This window comes from Thauera carbonicopians, from assembly GCF_025699485.1.
Lineage (GTDB): Bacteria > Pseudomonadota > Gammaproteobacteria > Burkholderiales > Rhodocyclaceae > Thauera.
The window spans coordinates 59,339-78,187 of sequence record NZ_JANUXN010000011.1; the positions used below are offsets into that span (position 1 = coordinate 59,339).

The 18,849-nt window shown below is 65.3% G+C and carries 21 protein-coding genes; 12 read left to right on the plus strand and 9 right to left on the minus strand.

All coding sequences use genetic code 11. The features are described from left to right. Positions 1–100: 100 nt before the first annotated feature. Positions 101–2,380 (minus strand): ATP-dependent Clp protease ATP-binding subunit ClpA, encoded by a 2,280-nt coding sequence (gene clpA / locus NX068_RS14140; protein WP_263461907.1) that lies wholly within the window; start codon positions 2,378–2,380, stop codon positions 101–103. Continuing rightward, positions 2,381–2,689, minus strand: a complete 309-nt coding sequence (clpS, locus tag NX068_RS14145; protein WP_068636212.1) for an ATP-dependent Clp protease adapter ClpS — start codon at positions 2,687–2,689, stop codon at positions 2,381–2,383. Positions 2,690–3,120: 431 nt separating this feature from the next. Between clpS and NX068_RS14150 the strand changes: the two genes are divergently transcribed. Beyond that, on the plus strand, positions 3,121–3,324 hold the full coding sequence (locus NX068_RS14150) for a cold-shock protein (protein ID WP_002924494.1): 204 nt from the start codon (positions 3,121–3,123) through the stop codon (positions 3,322–3,324). A gap of 192 nt (positions 3,325–3,516) precedes the next feature. Here NX068_RS14150 and rpmG read toward each other — a convergent pair whose 3' ends face one another. The 3 genes from rpmG to radC all read right to left on the minus strand — a co-directional run bounded on the left by rpmG (position 3,517) and on the right by radC (position 4,748). Then, positions 3,517–3,684, minus strand: coding sequence for a 50S ribosomal protein L33 (gene rpmG, locus NX068_RS14155; RefSeq protein ID WP_068636144.1), 168 nt, complete (start codon positions 3,682–3,684; stop codon positions 3,517–3,519). A 25-nt stretch (positions 3,685–3,709) separates the two neighbouring features. Continuing rightward, positions 3,710–3,946, minus strand: a complete 237-nt coding sequence (rpmB, locus tag NX068_RS14160; RefSeq protein WP_153166427.1) for a 50S ribosomal protein L28 — start codon at positions 3,944–3,946, stop codon at positions 3,710–3,712. Positions 3,947–4,070: 124 nt separating this feature from the next. Further along, a complete protein-coding gene (radC, locus tag NX068_RS14165) occupies positions 4,071–4,748 on the minus strand; it encodes a RadC family protein (protein ID WP_263461908.1) in 678 nt (225 codons plus the stop codon). 126 nt (positions 4,749–4,874) lie between these two features. Here radC and coaBC point away from each other — a divergent pair, with 126 nt between their 5' ends. The 4 genes from coaBC to NX068_RS14185 all read left to right on the plus strand — a co-directional run bounded on the left by coaBC (position 4,875) and on the right by NX068_RS14185 (position 7,713). Further along, positions 4,875–6,071, plus strand: a complete 1,197-nt coding sequence (gene coaBC, locus NX068_RS14170; protein WP_263461909.1) for a bifunctional phosphopantothenoylcysteine decarboxylase/phosphopantothenate--cysteine ligase CoaBC — start codon at positions 4,875–4,877, stop codon at positions 6,069–6,071. Positions 6,072–6,123: 52 nt separating this feature from the next. Next, positions 6,124–6,573, plus strand: coding sequence for a dUTP diphosphatase (gene dut / locus NX068_RS14175; protein WP_263461910.1), 450 nt, complete (start codon positions 6,124–6,126; stop codon positions 6,571–6,573). After that, positions 6,573–7,037, plus strand: coding sequence for an NUDIX hydrolase (locus NX068_RS14180; protein WP_263461911.1), 465 nt, complete (start codon positions 6,573–6,575; stop codon positions 7,035–7,037). Before dut ends, NX068_RS14180 begins: the two co-directional genes overlap by 1 nt. A gap of 61 nt (positions 7,038–7,098) precedes the next feature. Continuing rightward, positions 7,099–7,713, plus strand: coding sequence for a c-type cytochrome (locus NX068_RS14185; protein ID WP_263461912.1), 615 nt, complete (start codon positions 7,099–7,101; stop codon positions 7,711–7,713). Between the two features lie 147 nt (positions 7,714–7,860). Here NX068_RS14185 and NX068_RS14190 read toward each other — a convergent pair whose 3' ends face one another. Both NX068_RS14190 and NX068_RS14195 read right to left on the minus strand, forming a co-directional pair. Further along, positions 7,861–9,138, minus strand: coding sequence for an FCSD flavin-binding domain-containing protein (locus tag NX068_RS14190; protein WP_263461913.1), 1,278 nt, complete (start codon positions 9,136–9,138; stop codon positions 7,861–7,863). Positions 9,139–9,153: 15 nt separating this feature from the next. Further along, a complete protein-coding gene (locus NX068_RS14195; RefSeq protein WP_068636151.1) occupies positions 9,154–9,453 on the minus strand; it encodes a c-type cytochrome in 300 nt (99 codons plus the stop codon). A 287-nt stretch (positions 9,454–9,740) separates the two neighbouring features. Here NX068_RS14195 and soxC point away from each other — a divergent pair, with 287 nt between their 5' ends. The 7 genes from soxC to soxB all read left to right on the plus strand — a co-directional run bounded on the left by soxC (position 9,741) and on the right by soxB (position 16,412). Beyond that, entirely contained in the window at positions 9,741–11,078 is a 1,338-nt protein-coding gene (gene soxC / locus NX068_RS14200) for a sulfite dehydrogenase (RefSeq protein WP_263461914.1), read from the plus strand. Beyond that, positions 11,062–12,123, plus strand: coding sequence for a c-type cytochrome (locus NX068_RS21155; RefSeq protein WP_268740243.1), 1,062 nt, complete (start codon positions 11,062–11,064; stop codon positions 12,121–12,123). The genes soxC and NX068_RS21155 overlap by 17 nt, the downstream gene beginning before the upstream one ends. A 22-nt stretch (positions 12,124–12,145) precedes the next feature. Then, the gene (soxY, locus tag NX068_RS14215; RefSeq protein ID WP_263461915.1) at positions 12,146–12,613 is read left to right on the plus strand and encodes a thiosulfate oxidation carrier protein SoxY; all 468 of its coding nucleotides are present in this window, start codon (positions 12,146–12,148) and stop codon (positions 12,611–12,613) included. Between the two features lie 30 nt (positions 12,614–12,643). Then, positions 12,644–12,955: a thiosulfate oxidation carrier complex protein SoxZ gene (gene soxZ / locus NX068_RS14220; protein WP_263461916.1), complete on the plus strand. Its 312-nt coding sequence runs from the start codon at positions 12,644–12,646 to the stop codon at positions 12,953–12,955. Between the two features lie 95 nt (positions 12,956–13,050). Continuing rightward, positions 13,051–13,848 carry a sulfur oxidation c-type cytochrome SoxA gene (gene soxA / locus NX068_RS14225; protein ID WP_263461917.1) on the plus strand — a complete coding sequence of 266 codons (798 nt, stop codon included), beginning with the start codon at positions 13,051–13,053 and terminating at the stop codon, positions 13,846–13,848. 13 nt (positions 13,849–13,861) lie between these two features. After that, entirely contained in the window at positions 13,862–14,461 is a 600-nt protein-coding gene (soxX, locus tag NX068_RS14230; RefSeq protein ID WP_263461918.1) for a sulfur oxidation c-type cytochrome SoxX, read from the plus strand. A 226-nt stretch (positions 14,462–14,687) separates the two neighbouring features. Beyond that, complete coding sequence (soxB, locus tag NX068_RS14235) at positions 14,688–16,412, plus strand: thiosulfohydrolase SoxB (RefSeq protein ID WP_263461919.1); 1,725 nt, start codon at positions 14,688–14,690, stop codon at positions 16,410–16,412. Between the two features lie 12 nt (positions 16,413–16,424). On the opposite strand, the gene NX068_RS14240 is transcribed toward soxB, so the two are convergent. Both NX068_RS14240 and fusA read right to left on the minus strand, forming a co-directional pair. Beyond that, the gene (locus NX068_RS14240) at positions 16,425–16,691 is read right to left on the minus strand and encodes a DUF4212 domain-containing protein (protein ID WP_263461920.1); all 267 of its coding nucleotides are present in this window, start codon (positions 16,689–16,691) and stop codon (positions 16,425–16,427) included. Positions 16,692–16,751: 60 nt separating this feature from the next. Next, positions 16,752–18,818 (minus strand): elongation factor G, encoded by a 2,067-nt coding sequence (gene fusA, locus NX068_RS14245; RefSeq protein WP_263461921.1) that lies wholly within the window; start codon positions 18,816–18,818, stop codon positions 16,752–16,754. Between the last annotated feature and the right edge of the window lie 31 nt (positions 18,819–18,849).

The following is an 18,849-nucleotide window of genomic DNA, read 5'->3' on the forward strand; positions in this document are numbered from 1 at the left end:
CGCTGCCCCCCAGGGGGGCGCTTTTTGCGTTGGGGCGGCCCGGCGGACAAAAAAACGGCGCCTCCCGCAAAGGGAGGCGCCGTCCGGCGGTGAGCGGGTGTCAGGCGGTCGCGGCGGTTTCCGCTTCCTCGAAGACCAGCTTGACCTTCTCGTCCTCGTCGAGCTCGATGCTGACCTTGCCGCCATTGACCAGGCGGCCGAACAGCAGTTCGTCGGCCAGCGCGGAGCGGATCGTGTCCTGGATCAGGCGCGCCATCGGACGGGCGCCCATCAGCGGATCGAAACCCCTTTCGGCCAGCCAGGCCTTCAGTTCGTCGCTGAAGTGCGCTTCGACCTTCTTCTCGTGCAACTGGGCTTCGAGCTGCATCAGGAACTTGTCGACCACGCGCAGGATGACTTCGTTGTCCAGCGCCTTGAACGAGATCATCGCATCCAGCCGGTTGCGGAACTCCGGCGTGAACAGGCGCTTGATGTCGGCCATCTCGTCGCCCGCCTCGCGCTTGGCCGAGAAGCCGATCACCGCCTTCTGCATCGACTCGGCGCCCGCATTGGTCGTCATGATGATGATGACGTTGCGGAAATCCGCCTGCCGGCCGTTGTTGTCGGTCAGCGTGCCGTGGTCCATGACCTGCAGCAGGATGTTGTAGATGTCCGGATGGGCTTTCTCGATCTCGTCGAGCAGCAGCACGCAATGCGGCTTCTTGGTGATCTGCTCGGTCAGCAGGCCGCCCTGGTCGAAGCCGACATAGCCCGGCGGCGCGCCGATCAGGCGGCTGACCGCATGGCGTTCCATGTACTCGGACATGTCGAAGCGCACCAGTTCGATGCCCAGCGTGTAGGCGAGCTGGCGTGCGACTTCGGTCTTGCCGACGCCGGTGGGGCCGGAGAACAGGAAGGAGCCGATCGGCTTCTGAGGGTTGCCGAGGCCCGAGCGCGACATCTTGATCGCCTTCGCCAGCGCCTCGATCGCGGCGTTCTGGCCGAACACCACGTTCTTCAGGTCGCGGTCGAGCGTCTTCAGTGCGGCCTTGTCGTCGTTGGACACGGTGCGTGGCGGGATGCGGGCGATCTTGGCGACGATCTCCTCGATCTCGTTCTTGCCGATGGTCTTCTTCTGCTTCGACTTCGGCAGGATGCGCTGCGCAGCGCCGGCCTCGTCGATGACGTCGATCGCCTTGTCCGGCAGATGGCGGTCATTGATGTACTTGGCCGACAGCTCGGCGGCGCTCGACAGTGCCGAATTGCTGTACTTGATGCCGTGATGTTCCTCGAAGCGGCTCTTGAGCCCCTTCAGGATCTCGACCGTTTCGGCCACCGAGGGCTCGACGACGTCGATCTTCTGGAAGCGCCGCGACAGGGCGTGATCCTTCTCGAAGATCTGGCGGAATTCGTTGTAGGTGGTCGCGCCGATACACTTCAACTGGCCCGAGGACAGCGCCGGCTTCAGCAGGTTGGAAGCGTCCAGCGTGCCGCCCGAGGCCGCGCCCGCACCGATCAGGGTATGGATCTCGTCGATGAACAGGATGGCGTTCGGGTTTTCGGTGAGCTGTTTCAGCACGGCCTTCAGGCGCTGCTCGAAATCGCCGCGGTACTTGGTGCCGGCGAGCAGGGCGCCCATGTCGAGGGCGAACACCTGGGCATTCTCGAGGATTTCCGGCACGCGGCCTTCGATGATGCGGCGTGCCAGGCCTTCGGCGATCGCCGTCTTGCCGACGCCGGCCTCGCCGACCAGCAGCGGGTTGTTCTTGCGCCGCCGGCACAGGGTCTGGATGACGCGCTCGACTTCCTTCTCGCGTCCGATCAGCGGGTCGATCTTGCCCACCAGTGCCTGCTGGTTCAGGTTCTGGGTGTAGCTTTCGAGCGCGCCGCCGGCGGACTTCTCGTCCTGTTCCTGGTCGGCATTCTGGTCCGATTCGCTGCGGTTCTGCGCGCCGCTGCCCTGCGGCGGGCTCTTGGCGATGCCGTGCGAGATGAAGTTAACGACGTCCAGGCGCGAGATGTTCTGGCGCTGCAGGTAATAGACGGCGTGCGAGTCCTTTTCGCCGAAGATCGCCACCAGCACGTTCGCGCCGGTGACTTCCTTCTTGCCCGACGACTGCACGTGCAGGATGGCGCGCTGGATGACACGCTGGAAGCCGAGTGTCGGCTGGGTGTCGATCTCGTCGCTGCCTTCGATGCGCGGCGTGTGCTCATTGACGAAATTGCCCAACTCTTGGCGCAGCTCGTCGATGTTTGCCGAACACGCGCGCAGCACTTCGGCCGCCGACGGGTTGTCCAGCAGGGCGAGCAGCAGATGCTCGACGGTGATGAATTCGTGACGCTTCTGACGTGCCTCCACGAAGGCCATGTGCAGGCTCACTTCAAGCTCTTGCGCGATCATTCAATTTTCCTCCATCACGCATGCCAGCGGATGTTGATGCTGACGAGCAAACGAGGCGACCTGCTCGACCTTGGTCGATGCGATGTCCCGGGGAAAGACGCCGCACACCCCCATGCCCTCTCTGTGAACTTGGAGCATGACTCGCGTGGCACGTTCGCGATCCATGCCGAAATATTTCTGCAGAACGACGATCACAAAATCCATTGGCGTGTAGTCGTCGTTGAGCAGAAGCACCTTGTACATCGGTGGGGGACGGGTGCGCGTCCGCTTCGCCTCGAGGACGAATTCATCTTGTTTCCGGGTACCCATGAAAACCATTCTAATGAAGTCATTGCGGAGTGCAACACAGGAGAAACACGATGAGCGAACTTTCTGACACCTATCGTGGCTGGCGCGAATCCGGCCGTGCCTTTGCCGGTGCGGCCACGCAGGGATGAAGTGTCGATCGTGCGCTGCGAAAAAGCCCTGGAGCCCTTGCCGCTCAAGATAGCTGGGTCGTTTTCCGTGAATTTCAAGGGGTTTGGCTGTTGCGCTGCCGCAAAAAAATGCCGTGACCAGACCGTTGACGCTCTTCGGGCAACTGCGTAAAAACGAGGCCGTGCGCAGTCTTGGCTTGATACGACGCCTTCCCCGGAGTCGCTTTGGGGTGCTTTCCGTCGAGGCTTCTTCAAGTTGCTGGCGGCGCCGCAATACCCGGCCGGGGACGGCCGCATCAAGCAACCTTGAAGGAACGAAGCAATATGGCAACTGGTACCGTGAAGTGGTTCAACGATTCCAAGGGTTTCGGTTTCATCACGCCCGATGATGGCAGCGAGGATCTGTTCGCGCACTTCTCCGCCATCAACATGAGCGGTTTCAAGAGCCTGAAGGAAGGCGAAAAGGTTTCCTTCGAGGTTACGCAGGGACCCAAGGGCAAGCAGGCGTCCAACATCCAGCGCGCCTGAAGCCGGAGACGCTGGAGTCGTATCCGGCAGACATCATTTCTGCTTCATCGTTCGTTCGATCTGAAGCAGCGCCGGATGCAAAAAGCAGAAGGGCCATCGAGTGATCGATGGCCCTTCTGCCTTGATTCGCTTGCTCCGCCAGCCTGTGCCCTTGGTGCTTCCGGGGCGCCTGCCGTGCCGGCTTCGGCGAGCTTACTTCAGCTTGATTTCCTTGTACGGCACGTGCTTGCGAGCAACGGGATCGTACTTGTTGAATTCGAGCTTTTCCGGGGTGGTGCGCTTGTTCTTCGACGTGGTGTAGAAGTGCCCCGTACCGGCGGTGGATTCGAGCTTGATCTTTTCGCGGATGCCCTTGGCCATGGCGTTCTCCGTTTAGTGTTGTTGCTTACAGCTTCTCGCCGCGGGCGCGAAGCTCGGCAACGACGACGTCGATGCCCTTCTTGTCGATGGTGCGCAGGCCGGCATTGGAAACGCGCAGGCGGATCCAGCGGTTTTCGCTCTCGCTCCAGAACCGGCGGTTTTGCAGGTTGGGCAGGAAGCGGCGCTTGGTTTTGTTGTTGGCGTGGGAAACGTTATTTCCCACCATCGGTGCTTTACCGGTCACTTGGCAGACGCGAGCCATACGATGCTCCAGGGAATTCTGATTGCGGAAAACGCACGAGGATACTGCATCCTGGATCAGGAAGGCAAGTGCCGGGTGCGGGGAATTGCTTTCGTGGGGCCGGCATTGGAACCGATTTTCCATCTCAAAGCAAGCCGCGTTCGGCAAACGAGACCGGCTTGCCGTGCGCGGGGACGACGAAGTGGTCGAGAACGCGGACGTCGATCAGGGCAAGCGCATCCTTGAGCGTGCGGGTCAGCACTTCGTCGGCCGTACTGGGCTCGGAGGCGCCGGACGGATGGTTGTGGGCGAGGATCACCGAGGCGGCGTTGCGCGACAGCACGAGCTTGACGACTTCGCGCGGGTAGACGCTGGTCTGCGTCAAAGTGCCGCGGAACAGGTCCACCGCCTCGATCAGGCGGTGGCGGGCGTCGAGCAGCATGATGCAGAAGGTTTCGTGCGGCAGATGGCCGAGCCGAAGGCCCAGCCAGTCGCGCACGGCCTGGGGCGAATCGAACAGCGCGCGCTCGGATAGCGTTTCGCCCAGCGCGCGCCGCGCCAGTTCCATGACGGCCTGCAGTTGGGCATACTTCGCCAGCCCCATGCCGGGCAGCGCGGCGAAGTCGCTCGCGCTGGCCGAACACAGCCGGGTCAGGGAGCCGAAATGGCCGATCAACTGCCGTGCGAGATCGACCGCGGTATGGCCCCGGATGCCGACGCGCAGGAACAGGGCGAGCAGTTCGGCGTCGGACAGGGCGCCCGCGCCGCGTGCGAGGAGCTTTTCGCGGGGGCGTTCGTCGGCTGGCCAGTCGGTGATTGCCATGGACGCGGGTTCCTTCAGGCTGGCGGGGAAGGCTGATTGCCGAAGATGCGGGCTCTCCGGCAGGCTGCTTCCGCCCGGGGTTGTCGTCGAGTGCAGCGCGGTGCTGCGGAATTATAAGCTGATGTCATGAATACACTACAGGGCAGGAAGATCGTCGTCGGTGTGACGGGCGGCGTGGCGGCCTACAAGGCGGCCGAACTGGTGCGGCTGCTGGGCAAGGCGGGAGCGGACGTACACGTCGTGCTGACCGAGGCGGGTGCGCGCTTCGTGACCGCGGTCACTTTCCAGGCGCTGTCGGGCAACCCGGTCTGGAGCGACCTGTGGGATGCGCGCATGCCGAACAACATGGCGCACATCGATCTGGGCCGCGACGTCGATGCGATCCTGGTGGCGCCGGCGACGGCCGACTTCATCGCCCGGCTCGCCCAGGGACGGGCGGACGATCTGCTGACCACGCTGTGCCTGGCGCGGGACGTGCCGCTGATCGTCGCGCCGGCGATGAACCGGCAGATGTGGGAAGCGCCGGCCACCCAGCGCAACGTGGCGCTGGTGCGCGGTGATGGCGTCACGCTGTTCGGCCCGGTGGCGGGCGAGCAGGCCTGCGGCGAGGTCGGCATGGGGCGGATGCTCGAAGCCGAGGAACTGCTCGAACATCTGGAAGCGTATTTCGTGAGCAAGCGTCTGGCCGGCCGCAAGGTCGTGCTGACCGCCGGGCCCACTTTCGAGGCGATCGATCCGGTGCGCGGCATCACCAACATCAGCTCGGGCAAGATGGGCTACGCGCTGGCGCGCGCCTGCGCCCAGGCGGGCGCCGAGGTCGTGCTGGTGAGCGGGCCGGTCGCGTTGCCGGTGCCGGCCGGCGTCCGGCGGCTTGCCGTGGCCGGTGCGCGTGACATGCGCGAGGCTGTGCTTGCCGCACTGCCGGGGGCGGACGTGTTCATCGGCGTCGCCGCGGTGGCCGACTACCGGCCGCTGGAAGTCGCCGAGCACAAGATGAAAAAAAAGGATGGCATCCTGACGCTGGAACTGACCCAGAACCCGGACATCCTGGCCGAAATCGCGGCCTTGCCGGATGCGCCTTTCTGCGTCGGTTTCGCCGCCGAAAGCCGGGATCTCGATGCCTACGCCGAAGGCAAGCGGCAGAAGAAGCGCCTGCCGATGCTGGTGGGCAACCTGGTGCAGGACGGCATGGGCTCGGACGACAACGTGGTCGTGCTGTACGACGATGGCGGCCGCCATCCGCTGCCGCGGGCGCCGAAAGCCGAGCTCGCCCGCGGCATCGTCGAGCACCTGGCCGGCCTGCTGGAAGCAGCGGGGCGCTGAGGCCTGCCCTGAACACCGGACGTGCGCTGCGGCGCCGGCCAAGGAGAAAAAAATGCATCGCATCGACGTGAAACTGCTCGACGAACGGCTCAAGGCGCATCCGCCGGCCTACGCCACCAGCGGAGCCGCCGGCCTCGACCTGCGGGCTTGCCTGCCGGCGCCGATTACCCTGCATCCGGGGGAAACCACGCTGGTGCCCAGCGGGCTGGCGATCCATCTGGCCGATCCGGGCCTGGCGGCGATGGTGCTGCCGCGTTCCGGGCTGGGCCACAAGCACGGCATCGTGCTGGGTAACCTGGTCGGCCTGATCGATTCGGACTATCAGGGCCAGATCTTCGTTTCGGTGTGGAATCGCGGGCGTGCCAGCTTCACCATCCAGCCGATGGAGCGCATCGCGCAACTGGTGGTGGTGCCGGTGCTGCAGGTCGGCTTCAATGTCGTCGACGACTTCGACGCCAGCCAGCGCGGCGCCGGCGGTTTCGGCAGTACCGGCAAGCACTGATGCAGCATCCGGGCATTCCGACGGGCGTGCACGTCGTCTGCGAGCGCGAAGGCCGGGTGCTGTTGCTGCGCCGCGCCGGCACGGGTTTTTTCGACGGGCGCTACAGCCTGCCCGGCGGACACGTCGAGCCGGGCGAATCGGTCCTTGCTGCCGCAATGCGCGAACTGCGCGAGGAAACCGGTCTGTCGGTGTTCGAGCGCGATCTGGAATGGCTGGGAGTGGTGCATCGCCTGTCGGACACCAATCGCATCGACTTCTTCGTGCGTGCGGCCCGCTGGAACGGCGAACCGGAGAACCTCGAGCCCGCCAAGTGCGACGACATGGTGTGGTGCGCACGCAAGCAGTTGCCCCAGCCGATGGTTGCCTACGTCGAGGCGGCGCTGCGGCAGACACAGGCGCCGTGGATGCTGGAGCTCGGCTGGTCCTGCACGACAGGCCGCATTCAGCGCTGCGATGGATTCTGATATTTTCCCTCGTGCCGGGTTTGATTCTCTTGCCGCAGAGCGCCATGGGGGAACGATGAAAATGTGGAAGAAGACCGTGTCGACGGCAGGCTTTGCCTGCTGTTTATCTTTTGCTGCAGCTGCCGCAGATTTGCCCGAAGTCGATCTGGAGCGGGCCGCGCAGATCAGCGCCGGGCGCTGTTCGCTGTGCCATGGGGCGGACGGGGAGAGCACGTCGGCCCTGTATCCGCGGCTGGCGGGCCAGCATCACCACTACATCGCCAGGCAACTGGCGGACTTCCAGTCCGGCCGGCGCAAGAGCGACACCATGGCCAGCATGGCGGAGGGCCTCACGCCCGAAGAAATGCTGGCGCTGGGCGTGTTCTTCGAAAGCAAGCCGACCAAGCCACGCCAGGCACGCGACGCCGAACTCGCCGGCGTGGGGCGCTTCGTGTTTCATCGTGGCAACGAGGAATCGGGCGTGCCCGCCTGCGCTTCCTGTCATGGCGAGCGGGGGCTCGGCACCGACCAGTTGCCCAGGCTCGCCGGACAGGTGCCCAAGTACATCGAGAGCCAGTTGAAATCCTTCGGCCAGCGCGAGCGCACCAACGACAACGCAGTCATGCATTCGATCGCGTCGAAGCTGACCGAACTGGAGATCAAGGCCGTATCGCTCTACGTCAGCACGCTGGACTGATTCCCGAGTTGCTCGGCCTTGCCGTGCCGCAGCACGGGCTACGGCCTTGTTCTCGCTTCGAGTGCAGGCCGGTATGAGCGGGCAGGGATGAAAAAAACGGGAGCGGGCCGATGGCCGCGCTCCCGTTCTCGAAGCGGAAATGATGTCTCAGGCCAGCATGTCGGCCCAGATGTTCTTCGCCCAGGCCAGTGCCGCCTTGCCTTCGATCTCGTTGGCGGCTGCCGATACGCCGCCTGCGCCCTGTACCGGCATCGGCTGCTTCTTCTCGGCGTCGTACTGGTGCACCGAGGCGACGTGGATGACGTTGCGGTCGTCGACGAAGCTGTAGCAGGTGTTCATCACCACCGGCGTCGGGTTGGGGGCGATGCCTTCGAACAGGTTCAGGATCGCCGCCGCCGCGACCTTGGCGTGCTGGTTGGCCATGTGGCCGGACTTCGGCATCGTCGGCGCCGGGAACAGCGCGTCACCCAACACATGCACGCCCGGCACGCCCTTGGCTTCCATCGTCAGCCAGTCGATGTCGACCCAGCGCTCGTTGATCAGCGGCAGGCCGGCCTTCAGCGCGATGTCGCCGGCCCGCATCGGCGGGATCACGTTCAGCACGTCGGCCTTGACGCTGTCGAATTCGAGTTCGGCGGTGAGGCTGGCCGCATCGACGCTCTGCAGCGAGCTGTTGGGCACGTATTCGATCAAGCCCTTGTAGCTTTCGAAAGCCTTGGTGAACAGCCCTTTCTTCGACTGGATTTCTTCGTTGGAATCGAGCACCAGCACCTTGGATTTCGGCTTGGCGGCGCGCAGGTAATTGGCGACGACGCAGGCGCGCTCGTAGGGGCCGGGCGGGCAGCGGTAGGGCACCTTGGGAATGTGCAGCGCGAACACGCCGCCATCGGCCATGTCCTGCAACTGCTTGCGCAGCAGCACGGTCTGGGGGCCGGCCTTCCAGGCGTGCGGGATGCGCTCCTGATTGCCGTCCAGTCCGCCGACGGCACCGGGGATGAAATCGATGCCGGGCGACAGCACCAGGCGGTCGTAGCCCAGCGAACCGTTCCGCGCCGTGGCGACCGTGCGCTTGTCGGTGTCGATGGCGGTGACTTCGTCGGTGACGATACGAACGCCCCATTTCGACTTCAGGTTGTCGTAGCCGACGGTGATGTCTTCCATCTGCTTGACGCCGCCGATCACGAGGTTCGAGATCGGGCACGAGATGAAAGTGGGGTTGCGCTCGATCAGCGTCACGTCGACCGTACCATTGCTCCACATGCGCAGGTACTTAGCCGCGGTCGCGCCGCCGTAGCCGCCGCCGACGATGACGACGTGGCCCCGGCTCTTGCCGCCCGCCGTGGCACAGGCGGACAGTCCGGCGAGCGTGGTGCTGCCTGCTGCGGCGATGCCGGCGGTCTTGAGAAAATCGCGTCTGGTGAACATCGTCCTGTCTCTCCCTTATTTCTGCGCCGCGAACCAGGCAGTGATGAGCGTGAGCTGTTCGTCGGTGTAGCCCTTGACGATCTGGTGCATGATCGTCGCCGGCTTGTCGCCCGACTTGAAGTCCATCAGCTTCTGCATCAGTTTGTCCTGGGCTTCGCCGGCGAGAGAGTCCATGCCGCCGACGCTGTGTCCGTTGGTGCCGTGACAGTTCGCACAGGTGGCGGCGAGGTTGCGGGCCAGATTGGGGTCCTGGGCCTGCGCCGCAGCGCTGAGCCCGACGAGGCCGAGCATGGCCAGGGCGTGCTTGAGATTCACAAGGATGTCCCTCCGATTCTTGTGCCGATACTGGATGCGCCAGGCCCTGAAAGGGCCGTCCGGCGCGCATTCTGTGTGCAGGCGAGGGCCGGCGACGCAGAGTATAGCCACATCGATGCTGCGGCATGCGCAAGCTTTCCGCATTGCTTTGCAGGAATCACGATCAATGCTGCGCCGCATAAATATTAGTTCTTGACTATATTTTTATGTGCTTTTAGATTGAGTCTAAATAGGAAAATGCATTCATAAGCATCACTGATAGTGTATCCGGAGGGGGGATTGCACGCATGGCAGACATCGATGCCCGGCCTGGCCGGGTGAGGCCGGCACCGGAGAATTTCCTCACCGCCGAGCAGATCGCGGCGGTGAAGGACGGGCGGCGGGATTTCCTGCGCAAGGCCTTTCTGGCCGCTGCGGCGGCGATGGCGGCGCCCACAGCGGTGCGCGCTGCGAGCGAGGGTGATCCGGCCATCCTGAACCTGCCGCCGTGGAGCACTTCGCTCGGCCTGCCGGTGGCGGCGAATCCCTACGGCATGCCATCGAGGTACGAGCGCGGCCTGCGGCGGCGCGAGAGCCCGGGCCTGACGCGGGTCGGCGGCTCGTCGGTGGCGTTCACGCCCTTGCAGGGGCTGTTCGGCATCATCACGCCTTCCGGCCTGCATTTCGAGCGCCATCACCAGGGCTGGCACGACGTCGATCCGTCGAAGCACCGCCTGATGATCAACGGCCTGGTCAGGACCAATGCAGTGTTCACGATGGACGATCTGATGCGCCTGCCGTCGGTGTCGCGCATCCACTTCATCGAGTGCGGCGCCAATACCGGCATGGAGTGGGGCAACGTCGCGGTGCCGACCGTCCAGTACTCGCACGGCATGCTCTCCTGTTCGGAGTTCACCGGCGTGCCGCTGAAGGAAATCCTCGACATGTGCGGCGCCGACTACGAGAAAGGCCGCTATGTGCTGGCCGAAGGCGCCGATGGCTCGTCGATGACCCGTACCATCCCGATGGAACTGATCGAGTCCGGCGAAGTCTTCGTCGCCTATGGCATGAACGGCGAGATGCTGCGTCCCGAGAACGGCTATCCGCTGCGCCTCGTCGTGCCGGGCGTGCAGGGCGTGAGCTGGGTGAAGTGGCTGCGCCGCATCGAGGTCGGCGACAAGCCCTGGGCGACCAAGGACGAAGCGGTGCATTACATCGACCTGATGCCGGACGGCCTGCACCGCCAGTACACCTCGGTGCAGGAATGCAAGTCGGTCATCACCACGCCGTCGGGCGGCCAGCTGCTGCTCGACAAGGGCTTCTACAACATCTCCGGCATGGCCTGGTCGGGGCGCGGCAGGATCACCCGTGTCGATGTCTCCACCGACGGCGGCATCAACTGGCGCGAGGCGCGGCTGGAAACGCCGGTGCTGTCGAAGGCGGTCACGCGCTTCAACATCGGCTGGGTATGGGACGGCAAGCCCGCCATCCTGCAGTCGCGCGCGGAGGATGAAACCGGCCATGTCCAGCCGAGCTACGGCCAGTTGCGCAAGGTGCGCGGCACCCGCTCCATCTACCACAACAATGCCATCCAGTCCTGGAAGGTGGTCGAGTCCGGCGAGGTCAGCAATGTCCAGGTTCTGTAAGACGCTGATCGTTCTCGGGATCCTTGCCGCCGCGGCGCCGGCGGCGGCTTTCGATCGCTATCCGGGCATCGGCCGCGCGGCGACCGAGGCCGAAGTGAGCGCCTGGGACATCGACGTGCGGCCGGATTTCACCGGCCTGCCGAAAGGTTCCGGCGACGTCGATCGCGGCATGGAGTTGTGGGAAGCCCATTGCGCGAGCTGCCACGGCAGCTTCGGCGAGTCCAACGAGGTGTTCACGCCGATCGCCGGCGGCACGACGCTGCAGGACATCGAGACCGGCCGCGTCGCGGCGCTGATCGATGGCTCCTTCCCGCAGCGCACCACCTTGATGAAGGTGCCGACGGTGTCGACGCTGTTCGACTACATTCAGCGCGCGATGCCCTGGACTGCGCCGAAGTCGCTCGCGCCCGACGACGTCTATGCGATCCTCGCCTACCTGCTGAACCTGGGCGAAATCGTGCCGGCCGACTACGTGCTGAGCGACGAGAACATCCACGAAGTGCAGGCGCGCATGCCCAACCGCAACGGCATGACGACCGAGCACGGCATGTGGCCGGGCGCACCGGCATCCAGCGGCGGCATCGGCAACGGCGGCAAGCCCGACGTCGTCAACGTGGTCTGCATGAAGGATTGCAAGGAGAAGGTGGAGATCGCCTCGGCGCTGCCCGACTATGCGCAGGATGCCCACGGCAACCTGGCGGAGCAGAACCGCCCGGTGGGCCAGACGCGCGGCAAGCCCACCGGTGCGCCGGAGCCTGCGGAAGGCAGCGATGCCCGCGCCGCGGCCTCCGCCCTGGCGCTTGCCAAGGAAAAGGGCTGCATGGCCTGCCATGGCGTCGAGAAAGGGATCGTTGGTCCCGGTTACAATGAAATTGCCCAAAAATACCGGGGGCAGGCCGATGCCGCGGCCAAGCTGGCCGCCAAGGTGAAGGCCGGTGGCCAGGGCGTCTGGGGGGCGGTGCCGATGCCGCCGCAGGGGCATGTCGCCGACGGCGACATCGAACGGTTGGTCGAATGGATTTTGCAGGGCGCGAAAGCGCAGTAACAGCTCTACAAGGAGAGACGGGATGAATCATCAACGCAGGGACGCCCTGAAAGCGGGCAGCGGTCTGGGTGTGCTAGGACTGCTGGCCACGGTGGGCTTGATCAGGCCGGAAATGGCCCATGCGGCCTGGAACGAGCAGGCTTTCGGCGCCAAGAGCCTGGATGCGGCGTTCGAAGTGCTCGGTGCCGGCAAACCGGCCGTGAGTGGTGATGTGGTCCTCAACACACCGGACATCGCCGAGAACGGTGCCGTGGTGCCGGTCGGCGTGGTCAGCAACATTCCGGGAACCGAATACGTCGCGATCATGATCGAGAAGAATCCGTACATGCTCGCCGCCAGCTTCACGATTCCCGAAGGCACCCAGGCCGAGGTGCAGACGCGCGTCAAGATGGGGCAGACCTCGGACGTGTATGCCCTGGTCAAGGCCGACGGCAAGTTCTACATGGCCAAGAAAGAAGTCAAGGTCACGCTCGGCGGCTGCGGCGGCTGATCGACGAAGAGATTCAGGAGAAATATCGAAATGGCAAGCCCGATGCGTATTCGCGCCGCCGCCAAGGATGGCGTCACCGAAGTCCGTGTGCTGATGTCGCACGTCATGGAAACCGGCCAGCGCAAGGATTCCGCCGGCGAAGTGATTCCGGCCCACTTCATCACCGAACTGACCGCCAAGCACAACGACAAGCTCGTGCTGAGTGCCGAATTCGGTCCGTCCGTTTCCACCAATCCCTATCTCGCCTTCAAGTTCAAGGGTGGCGAGAAAGGCGACAAGATCACCGTCAGCTGGGTGGACAACAAGGGCGACTCCCGCACCGACGAAGCCCAGATCGCCTGATGCTCACTGTGGCCGCAGCCAGGCGGGTGCGGCGGGGACGAGCGCAGGCGGGTAATAGGAGAGCATGGCGGCACGGAAGCCATGGAGGAGAAAAAATGAGAAAACGAATCAAGGCCGTCGCCGTGTGCGTCGGCATTGCCCTGACGGCGCCCGCGTCGGCGCAGGAAGAACTCAATTTCGACGCTTACCGCGAGATGCTGGCGGATGGAAATCCGGCCGAACTCTACGAGATGGAAGGCGAGGAACTGTGGCGCACCGCGCGCGGGCCGAACAACGCCACGCTCGAACAGTGCGACCTGGGCCTGGGAGCGGGCGTGGTCGCGGGCGCGGCAGCGCAGTTGCCGCGCTACTTCGAGGACGCGGGCAGGGTGCAGGACATCGAAACGCGCCTGATGTACTGTATGGAAACGCTGCAGGGCATTCCGTCCAAGGAGATCATCGACGGGAAATTCCTGCAGGGCGAGCGCGCCAAGCTGGCGGCGCTGGTGGCCTATGTCGTCACCCACTCCAAGGGCGAGAAGATCGCCATCGATCTGTCGCACCCGAAAGTGAAGGAGATGTACGAGCTCGGCGAGCGGACTTTCTACTACCGGCTCGGGGTCATGGACTTCTCCTGTGCGTCCTGCCACAGCCAGGACGGCAAGCGCATCCGCGCCACCCAATTGCCCAACATCACCACCCGTGAAGGCGCGGCCGAAGGCTGGGGTTCGTGGCCGGCCTACCGGGTGTCCAGCTCGCAGTTCTGGACCATGCAGCACCGCCTGTGGGACTGCTTCCGCCAGCAGCGTGCGGCCGAGCCGATCTTCGGTTCGGACGTGATCATCGCGCTGTCCACCTTCATGGCGGGCAAGGGCAACGGCATCGAGGCCAAGTGGCCCGGCGTCAAGCGCTGAGGGAGCGAACGACATGAAAAAACTGTTCATTGCCGTGCCGCTGGCGCTGTGCGCCTCCGTCGCCGTGGCCGACGAACTGCAGGCCAAGGTCGAAGAGATGATGCTGAGCTCCTTCAAGGCGAACGGCATCGCCAGCCTCGACCGCCAGAAGCAGGACGAGATCCAGCAAGCGTGCTCCAGCCCGACGCCCCCGGACGCGGCAACCATGCAGCGCCTGCAGGCCGCAGAGATGGCCAAGATCCAGTGGCCGGCCGACGGCAACTACACCGGTGGCGACTGGAAGGAAGGGCAGAAGATCGCCGCCAGCGGCCGCGGCCTGACCTGGACCGACAAGACGCCGAACAACAACGGCGGCGGCTGCTACAACTGCCACGCGATGGATCCGAACGAGGTCTCCGAAGGCACCATCGGCCCCAGCCTCGAAGGCTATGCCAAGCTGCGCGGCAACGGCGAGGAGATCGTCAAATACACCTGGGGCAAGCTGTGGAACTCCAAGGCCTACCACGCCTGCAGCGACATGCCGCGCAACGGCTACGGCGGCATCCTGACCGAAGCCCAGATCCGCCACGTGATGGCCTTCCTGTTCGACCCCGCTTCGCCGGTCAACCAGTAAGCCCCGTCCGCTGATGCCATCGCGCAGGGCCCGAGGCTCCGGCCCCGGGCCGTTTTTTTTGCCGCCGGGCCGCCCCAAGGCAAAACAGCCCCCTCGGGGGGTGGAGCAGGGGTTTCGCGGAGCACTGCTCCGTGCCTGCGGAACGGGTCGGCTGTGCAGAGCTGGCCCTCTTGCGACCCGCGCAGCGGCGGAGCGTGGGGGTATTTTTTCGTCAAAGGAATGATCCATGTCGATGAATCGTCGTGAATTCATGCAGATGCTGGCGGTGGCAGCGGCCGGCGGTATGAGCCTGCATTCGGGTTTCGCACGCGCGCAGCAAGCGGCCGCCGCCCTGTACGACATGCCTGCGTTCGGCAATGTCAGCCTGCTGCACATGACCGACTGCCACGCGCAACTGCTGCCGATCCATTTCCGCGAGCCCAGCGTCAACCTCGGCATCGGCAACATGTCGGGCAAGGTGCCGCACCTCGTCGGCGAGCACCTGCTGAAGCACTTCGGCATCCGGCCCGGCAGCATCGAGGCGCATGCCTTCACCTACCTGGATTTCGTCGAGGCGGCGAAGACCTACGGCAAGGTCGGCGGCTTCGCCCATCTGGCGACGCTGGTCAAGCAGTTGAAGGCCAGCCGCCCCGGTGCGCTGCTGCTCGACGGCGGCGACACCTGGCAGGGTTCGGCCACCGCGCTGTGGACGAAGGCGCAGGACATGGTCGATGCCTGCAAGCTGCTGGGCGTGGACGTGATGACGCTGCACTGGGAATCGACCTACGGCGCCGAGCGCGTCAAGGAGATCGAGGAGAAGGATTTCGCCGGCCGCATCGACATCGTCGCTCAGAATGTGAAGACCACCGATTTCGAGGATCCGGTCTTCAAGCCCTACGTCATCCGCAACATCAACGGTGTGCCGGTGGCGATCGTCGGCCAGGCCTTCCCCTACACGCCGATCGCCAATCCGCGCTGGATGACGCCCGACTGGAGCTTCGGCATCCAGGAGCAGGGCATGCAGGAGGCGGTCGATGCCGCACGGGCGGAAGGCGCCCAGGTGGTCGTCGTGCTGTCGCACAACGGCATGGACGTCGACCTCAAGCTGGCCAGCCGCGTCACCGGCATCGACGCGATCTTCGGCGGCCACACCCACGACGGCATGCCGGCGCCGACCGTGGTGGACAACGCGGGCGGCAAGACCCTGGTCACCAATGCCGGCTCCAACGGCAAGTTCCTCGGCGTGATGGACTTCGACGTCAGGGACGGCAAGGTGGCAGATTTCCGCTACCGGCTGCTGCCGGTATTCGCCAACCTGCTGCCGGCCGACCCGGAGATGGCCGCCTTCATCGACAAGGTCCGCGCGCCCTTCCTCGAAAAACTCGGCGAGCCGCTCGCCGTCACCGAAGGCCTGCTGTACCGCCGCGGCAACTTCAACGGCTCGTGGGACCAGCTCATCGTCGATGCGCTGATCGCCGAAAAGGATGCCGAACTGGCGTTCTCGCCCGGTTTCCGTTGGGGCACTTCGCTGCTGCCGGGCGACACCATCACGATGGAGCATCTGCTCGACCAGACCGCGATCACCTATCCGTGGACCACGCTTACCGAGATGAGCGGCGAGATGATCAAGACCATCCTGGAGGACGTCGCCGACAATCTGTTCAACCCCGACCCCTACTACCAGCAGGGCGGCGACATGGTGCGGGTGGGCGGCCTGCAATACACCTGCGACCCTGGCGCGGCAATGGGCCGGCGCATCGACAACATGACGCTGAAGGGCAGGCGCATCGAGCCGGGCAAGACCTACAAGGTCGCCGGCTGGGCGCCGGTGTCGGAAGAGGCGAGGGATTCGGGCCCCGCGGTGTGGGACGTGGTGGCCAGCCATCTGCGCGCGCAGAAGGTGCTCACCCAGCAGGCGCTGAACCTGCCGGAGCTGAAAGGTGTTGGCGGCAATCCGGGCCTGGTGCGCTGAGCCCGGCCGGCGCTACGGGCGTTCGCCGACGCCGTAGCGCCGGTCGAGGCGGCCCATCACGATCACATACACCATGATGATCAGCAGATAGACCACCAGCGAGCCCTGGGCGAGGATGTAGAAGCCCAGTGGAAAGCCGAGGAAGTGGATGGTGTTGAGCTCGTCGGCGAAATAGCCGGCGACGAAAGTCACGCCGAACCACACTGCCAGCAGCCCGCAGGTCAGCAGCAGGTTGCGGCGCCAGTAGGCGCGTTGCGCTGGGCTCAGTTCCGTCCTCATGTCCGCTCACGGCCTCGCCGCCGGTCCGGCCGGCGGCGAGGGGTCGTGCCTCGTCCCGTTTCAGTGCGCGCCGTTGCCGCCATTGCCGTTCCCGTTGCCGGCGTGGGCCTGCGCCAGCTGGCTCTGGATCTCGGCCGGCGCCGCCTCGTAGCCGCCGGCGCTGAGCATGAACTCGCTTTCGCCGGCGCAGATGGATTTCAGCCGGCTTTCGAAACCGTCCAGGCTCGCCATCGGCACGCGGGCCGAGATCAGCGTCCATCCCGCCGTCGGGCTGTCGGTGCTGGTCAGGCGGCCGCGGCGCCCGGCCAGCTCGGCGCTGACGTCGCCGAAGCGGGCATCGGCCACCTTCACCTGCACGTCGAGCAGCGGCTCCAGCACCTGCGGCCTGGCTGCCAGCACCGCTTCGATCAGCGCATGGCGGGCCGCGGTGACGAAGGAGACTTCGTTCGAATCCACCGCGTGATGCTTGCCGTCGGTGACCACCACGCGCAGATCCTGGAGCGGGAAGCCGGCATAAGCGCCTTCGGCCAGCGCCTGGCGCACGCCTTTCTCCACTGCCGGCATGAAGTGGGTCGGAATCGTGCCGCCCTTGACCTCGTCCGCCAGTTCGATGCCGGCGCCGCGCTCCAGCGGCTCGACGCGCAGCGCGACTTCGCCGAACTGGCCGGCGCCGCCGCTCTGCTTCTTGTGGCGGTAGCGCGCCTCGGCGACCACGCTGATGGTCTCGCGATAGGGAATGCTGGGCGGCGCGGTATCGAGCTGCAGGTTCCAGCGCGCCGCCAGTTCGTCGAGCACGATCTTCAGGTGCTGTTCGCCCAGGCCGCGCACCACGGTGCGGCGGTTGCGGTGGTCGAAGCTCACTTCGAGGCAGGGGTCTTCCTCGGTGAGCCGGGCCAGGGCCTCGGACAGCTTCTGCTCGTCGGCCGGCTTGCGCGTCATCAGCGCGAGGCCGAACACCGGCTGCGGATAGGCGGTGGGGGCGAGATGGAAGAAGTCCTCGTCGTGCGAATCGTGCAGCACCGCGTCGTGCACCAACTCGTCGACGCGCGCCACTGCGCACAGGTCGCCGGGCACCGCGAGTGCGGTCTCGACCGCGGTCCTGCCCTGCATGCGCAGCAGGTGGGCGACCTTGAAGGGCTTGCGGCCGTCGCCGACGAAAAGCTGCGAACTGGGCGTGACGCTGCCCTGATGGACGCGGAACAGCCCGAGCTTGCCGCGATAGGGGTCGTTGGCGATCTGGAACACGTGCGCGACCACATGGCGGTCGGCCTCGGGCCGCACCGCGACCGGCTCGGCATTGGCGCCTTCGCCTTTCAGGAAGGCCGGCGGATTGCCCTCGGTGGGATCGGGCGCGAGCTTGCCGAGGATGTCGAGCAGTTCGCGTACGCCGGCGCGGCTGCGGGCGGAGACGAAGCACACCGGCACCAGATGGCCTTCGCGCAAGGCCTGTTCGAAAGGCGCGTGCAATTGTTCGGGGTCGAGCGATTCGCCCTGCTCCAGGTACTTCGCCATCAGCTCTTCGTCGAGCTCGACGATCTGGTCGACGATCGCGTCATGGGCCGCGCCGACGCTGGAGAAGGCGGTGGCGGCGTCGTTCTGCGGAGCGAAGAAGCAGTCGATGACGCGGCCGCCGTCGCTCGAGGGCAGGTTGATCGGCAGGCATTCGCGACCGAACTCGGCGACGATCGCCTCCATCAGCGCGCCGAAGTCGACGCCGCCGGCGTCGATCTTGTTCACCACGATCATGCGGCACTTGCCCTGCGCCGCCGCCATCATGCGGCGGCTGACGCTTTCGACGCCGGCTGCGGCGTCGATGACCACCGCCGCGGTGTCGACCGCCGGCAGCGCGACCAGCGCGCGGCCGGCGAGATCGGGCAGGCCCGGGGTGTCGAGCAGGTTGATCCAGTGTCCGGCCCATTCCAGATGCACCAGCGCCGCATGCAGCGAGTGGCCCATGGCCTTTTCCTGCGGGTCGAAGTCCGACACGGTGTCGCCGCGCTCGACGCTGCCGGCCGTGCCGATCTCGCCGGCGGCGGCGAGCAGGGTCTCGATCAGCGTGGTCTTGCCGCAGCCGGCGTGGCCGAACAGGGCGAGGTTGCGGATGTCGTGAACCGAGCTGGGGGTCATCTTGGGCCTCTCGTCTTGTGCGATGCGCTCA

What these genes read in the sequence shown, in the direction of transcription:
- clpA (WP_263461907.1), bottom strand. Translation starts at nt 2,380, where the DNA reads ATGATCGCGCAAGAGCTTGAAGTGAGCCTGCACATGGCCTTCGTGGAG.
- clpS (WP_068636212.1), bottom strand. Translation starts at nt 2,689, where the DNA reads ATGGGTACCCGGAAACAAGATGAATTCGTCCTCGAGGCGAAGCGGACG.
- NX068_RS14150 (WP_002924494.1), top strand. Translation starts at nt 3,121, where the DNA reads ATGGCAACTGGTACCGTGAAGTGGTTCAACGATTCCAAGGGTTTCGGT.
- rpmG (WP_068636144.1), bottom strand. Translation starts at nt 3,684, where the DNA reads ATGGCCAAGGGCATCCGCGAAAAGATCAAGCTCGAATCCACCGCCGGT.
- rpmB (WP_153166427.1), bottom strand. Translation starts at nt 3,946, where the DNA reads ATGGCTCGCGTCTGCCAAGTGACCGGTAAAGCACCGATGGTGGGAAAT.
- radC (WP_263461908.1), bottom strand. Translation starts at nt 4,748, where the DNA reads ATGGCAATCACCGACTGGCCAGCCGACGAACGCCCCCGCGAAAAGCTC.
- coaBC (WP_263461909.1), top strand. Translation starts at nt 4,875, where the DNA reads ATGAATACACTACAGGGCAGGAAGATCGTCGTCGGTGTGACGGGCGGC.
- dut (WP_263461910.1), top strand. Translation starts at nt 6,124, where the DNA reads ATGCATCGCATCGACGTGAAACTGCTCGACGAACGGCTCAAGGCGCAT.
- NX068_RS14180 (WP_263461911.1), top strand. Translation starts at nt 6,573, where the DNA reads ATGCAGCATCCGGGCATTCCGACGGGCGTGCACGTCGTCTGCGAGCGC.
- NX068_RS14185 (WP_263461912.1), top strand. Translation starts at nt 7,099, where the DNA reads ATGTGGAAGAAGACCGTGTCGACGGCAGGCTTTGCCTGCTGTTTATCT.
- NX068_RS14190 (WP_263461913.1), bottom strand. Translation starts at nt 9,138, where the DNA reads ATGTTCACCAGACGCGATTTTCTCAAGACCGCCGGCATCGCCGCAGCA.
- soxC (WP_263461914.1), top strand. Translation starts at nt 9,741, where the DNA reads ATGGCAGACATCGATGCCCGGCCTGGCCGGGTGAGGCCGGCACCGGAG.
- NX068_RS21155 (WP_268740243.1), top strand. Translation starts at nt 11,062, where the DNA reads ATGTCCAGGTTCTGTAAGACGCTGATCGTTCTCGGGATCCTTGCCGCC.
- soxY (WP_263461915.1), top strand. Translation starts at nt 12,146, where the DNA reads ATGAATCATCAACGCAGGGACGCCCTGAAAGCGGGCAGCGGTCTGGGT.
- soxZ (WP_263461916.1), top strand. Translation starts at nt 12,644, where the DNA reads ATGGCAAGCCCGATGCGTATTCGCGCCGCCGCCAAGGATGGCGTCACC.
- soxA (WP_263461917.1), top strand. Translation starts at nt 13,051, where the DNA reads ATGAGAAAACGAATCAAGGCCGTCGCCGTGTGCGTCGGCATTGCCCTG.
- soxX (WP_263461918.1), top strand. Translation starts at nt 13,862, where the DNA reads ATGAAAAAACTGTTCATTGCCGTGCCGCTGGCGCTGTGCGCCTCCGTC.
- soxB (WP_263461919.1), top strand. Translation starts at nt 14,688, where the DNA reads ATGTCGATGAATCGTCGTGAATTCATGCAGATGCTGGCGGTGGCAGCG.
- NX068_RS14240 (WP_263461920.1), bottom strand. Translation starts at nt 16,691, where the DNA reads ATGAGGACGGAACTGAGCCCAGCGCAACGCGCCTACTGGCGCCGCAAC.
- fusA (WP_263461921.1), bottom strand. Translation starts at nt 18,818, where the DNA reads ATGACCCCCAGCTCGGTTCACGACATCCGCAACCTCGCCCTGTTCGGC.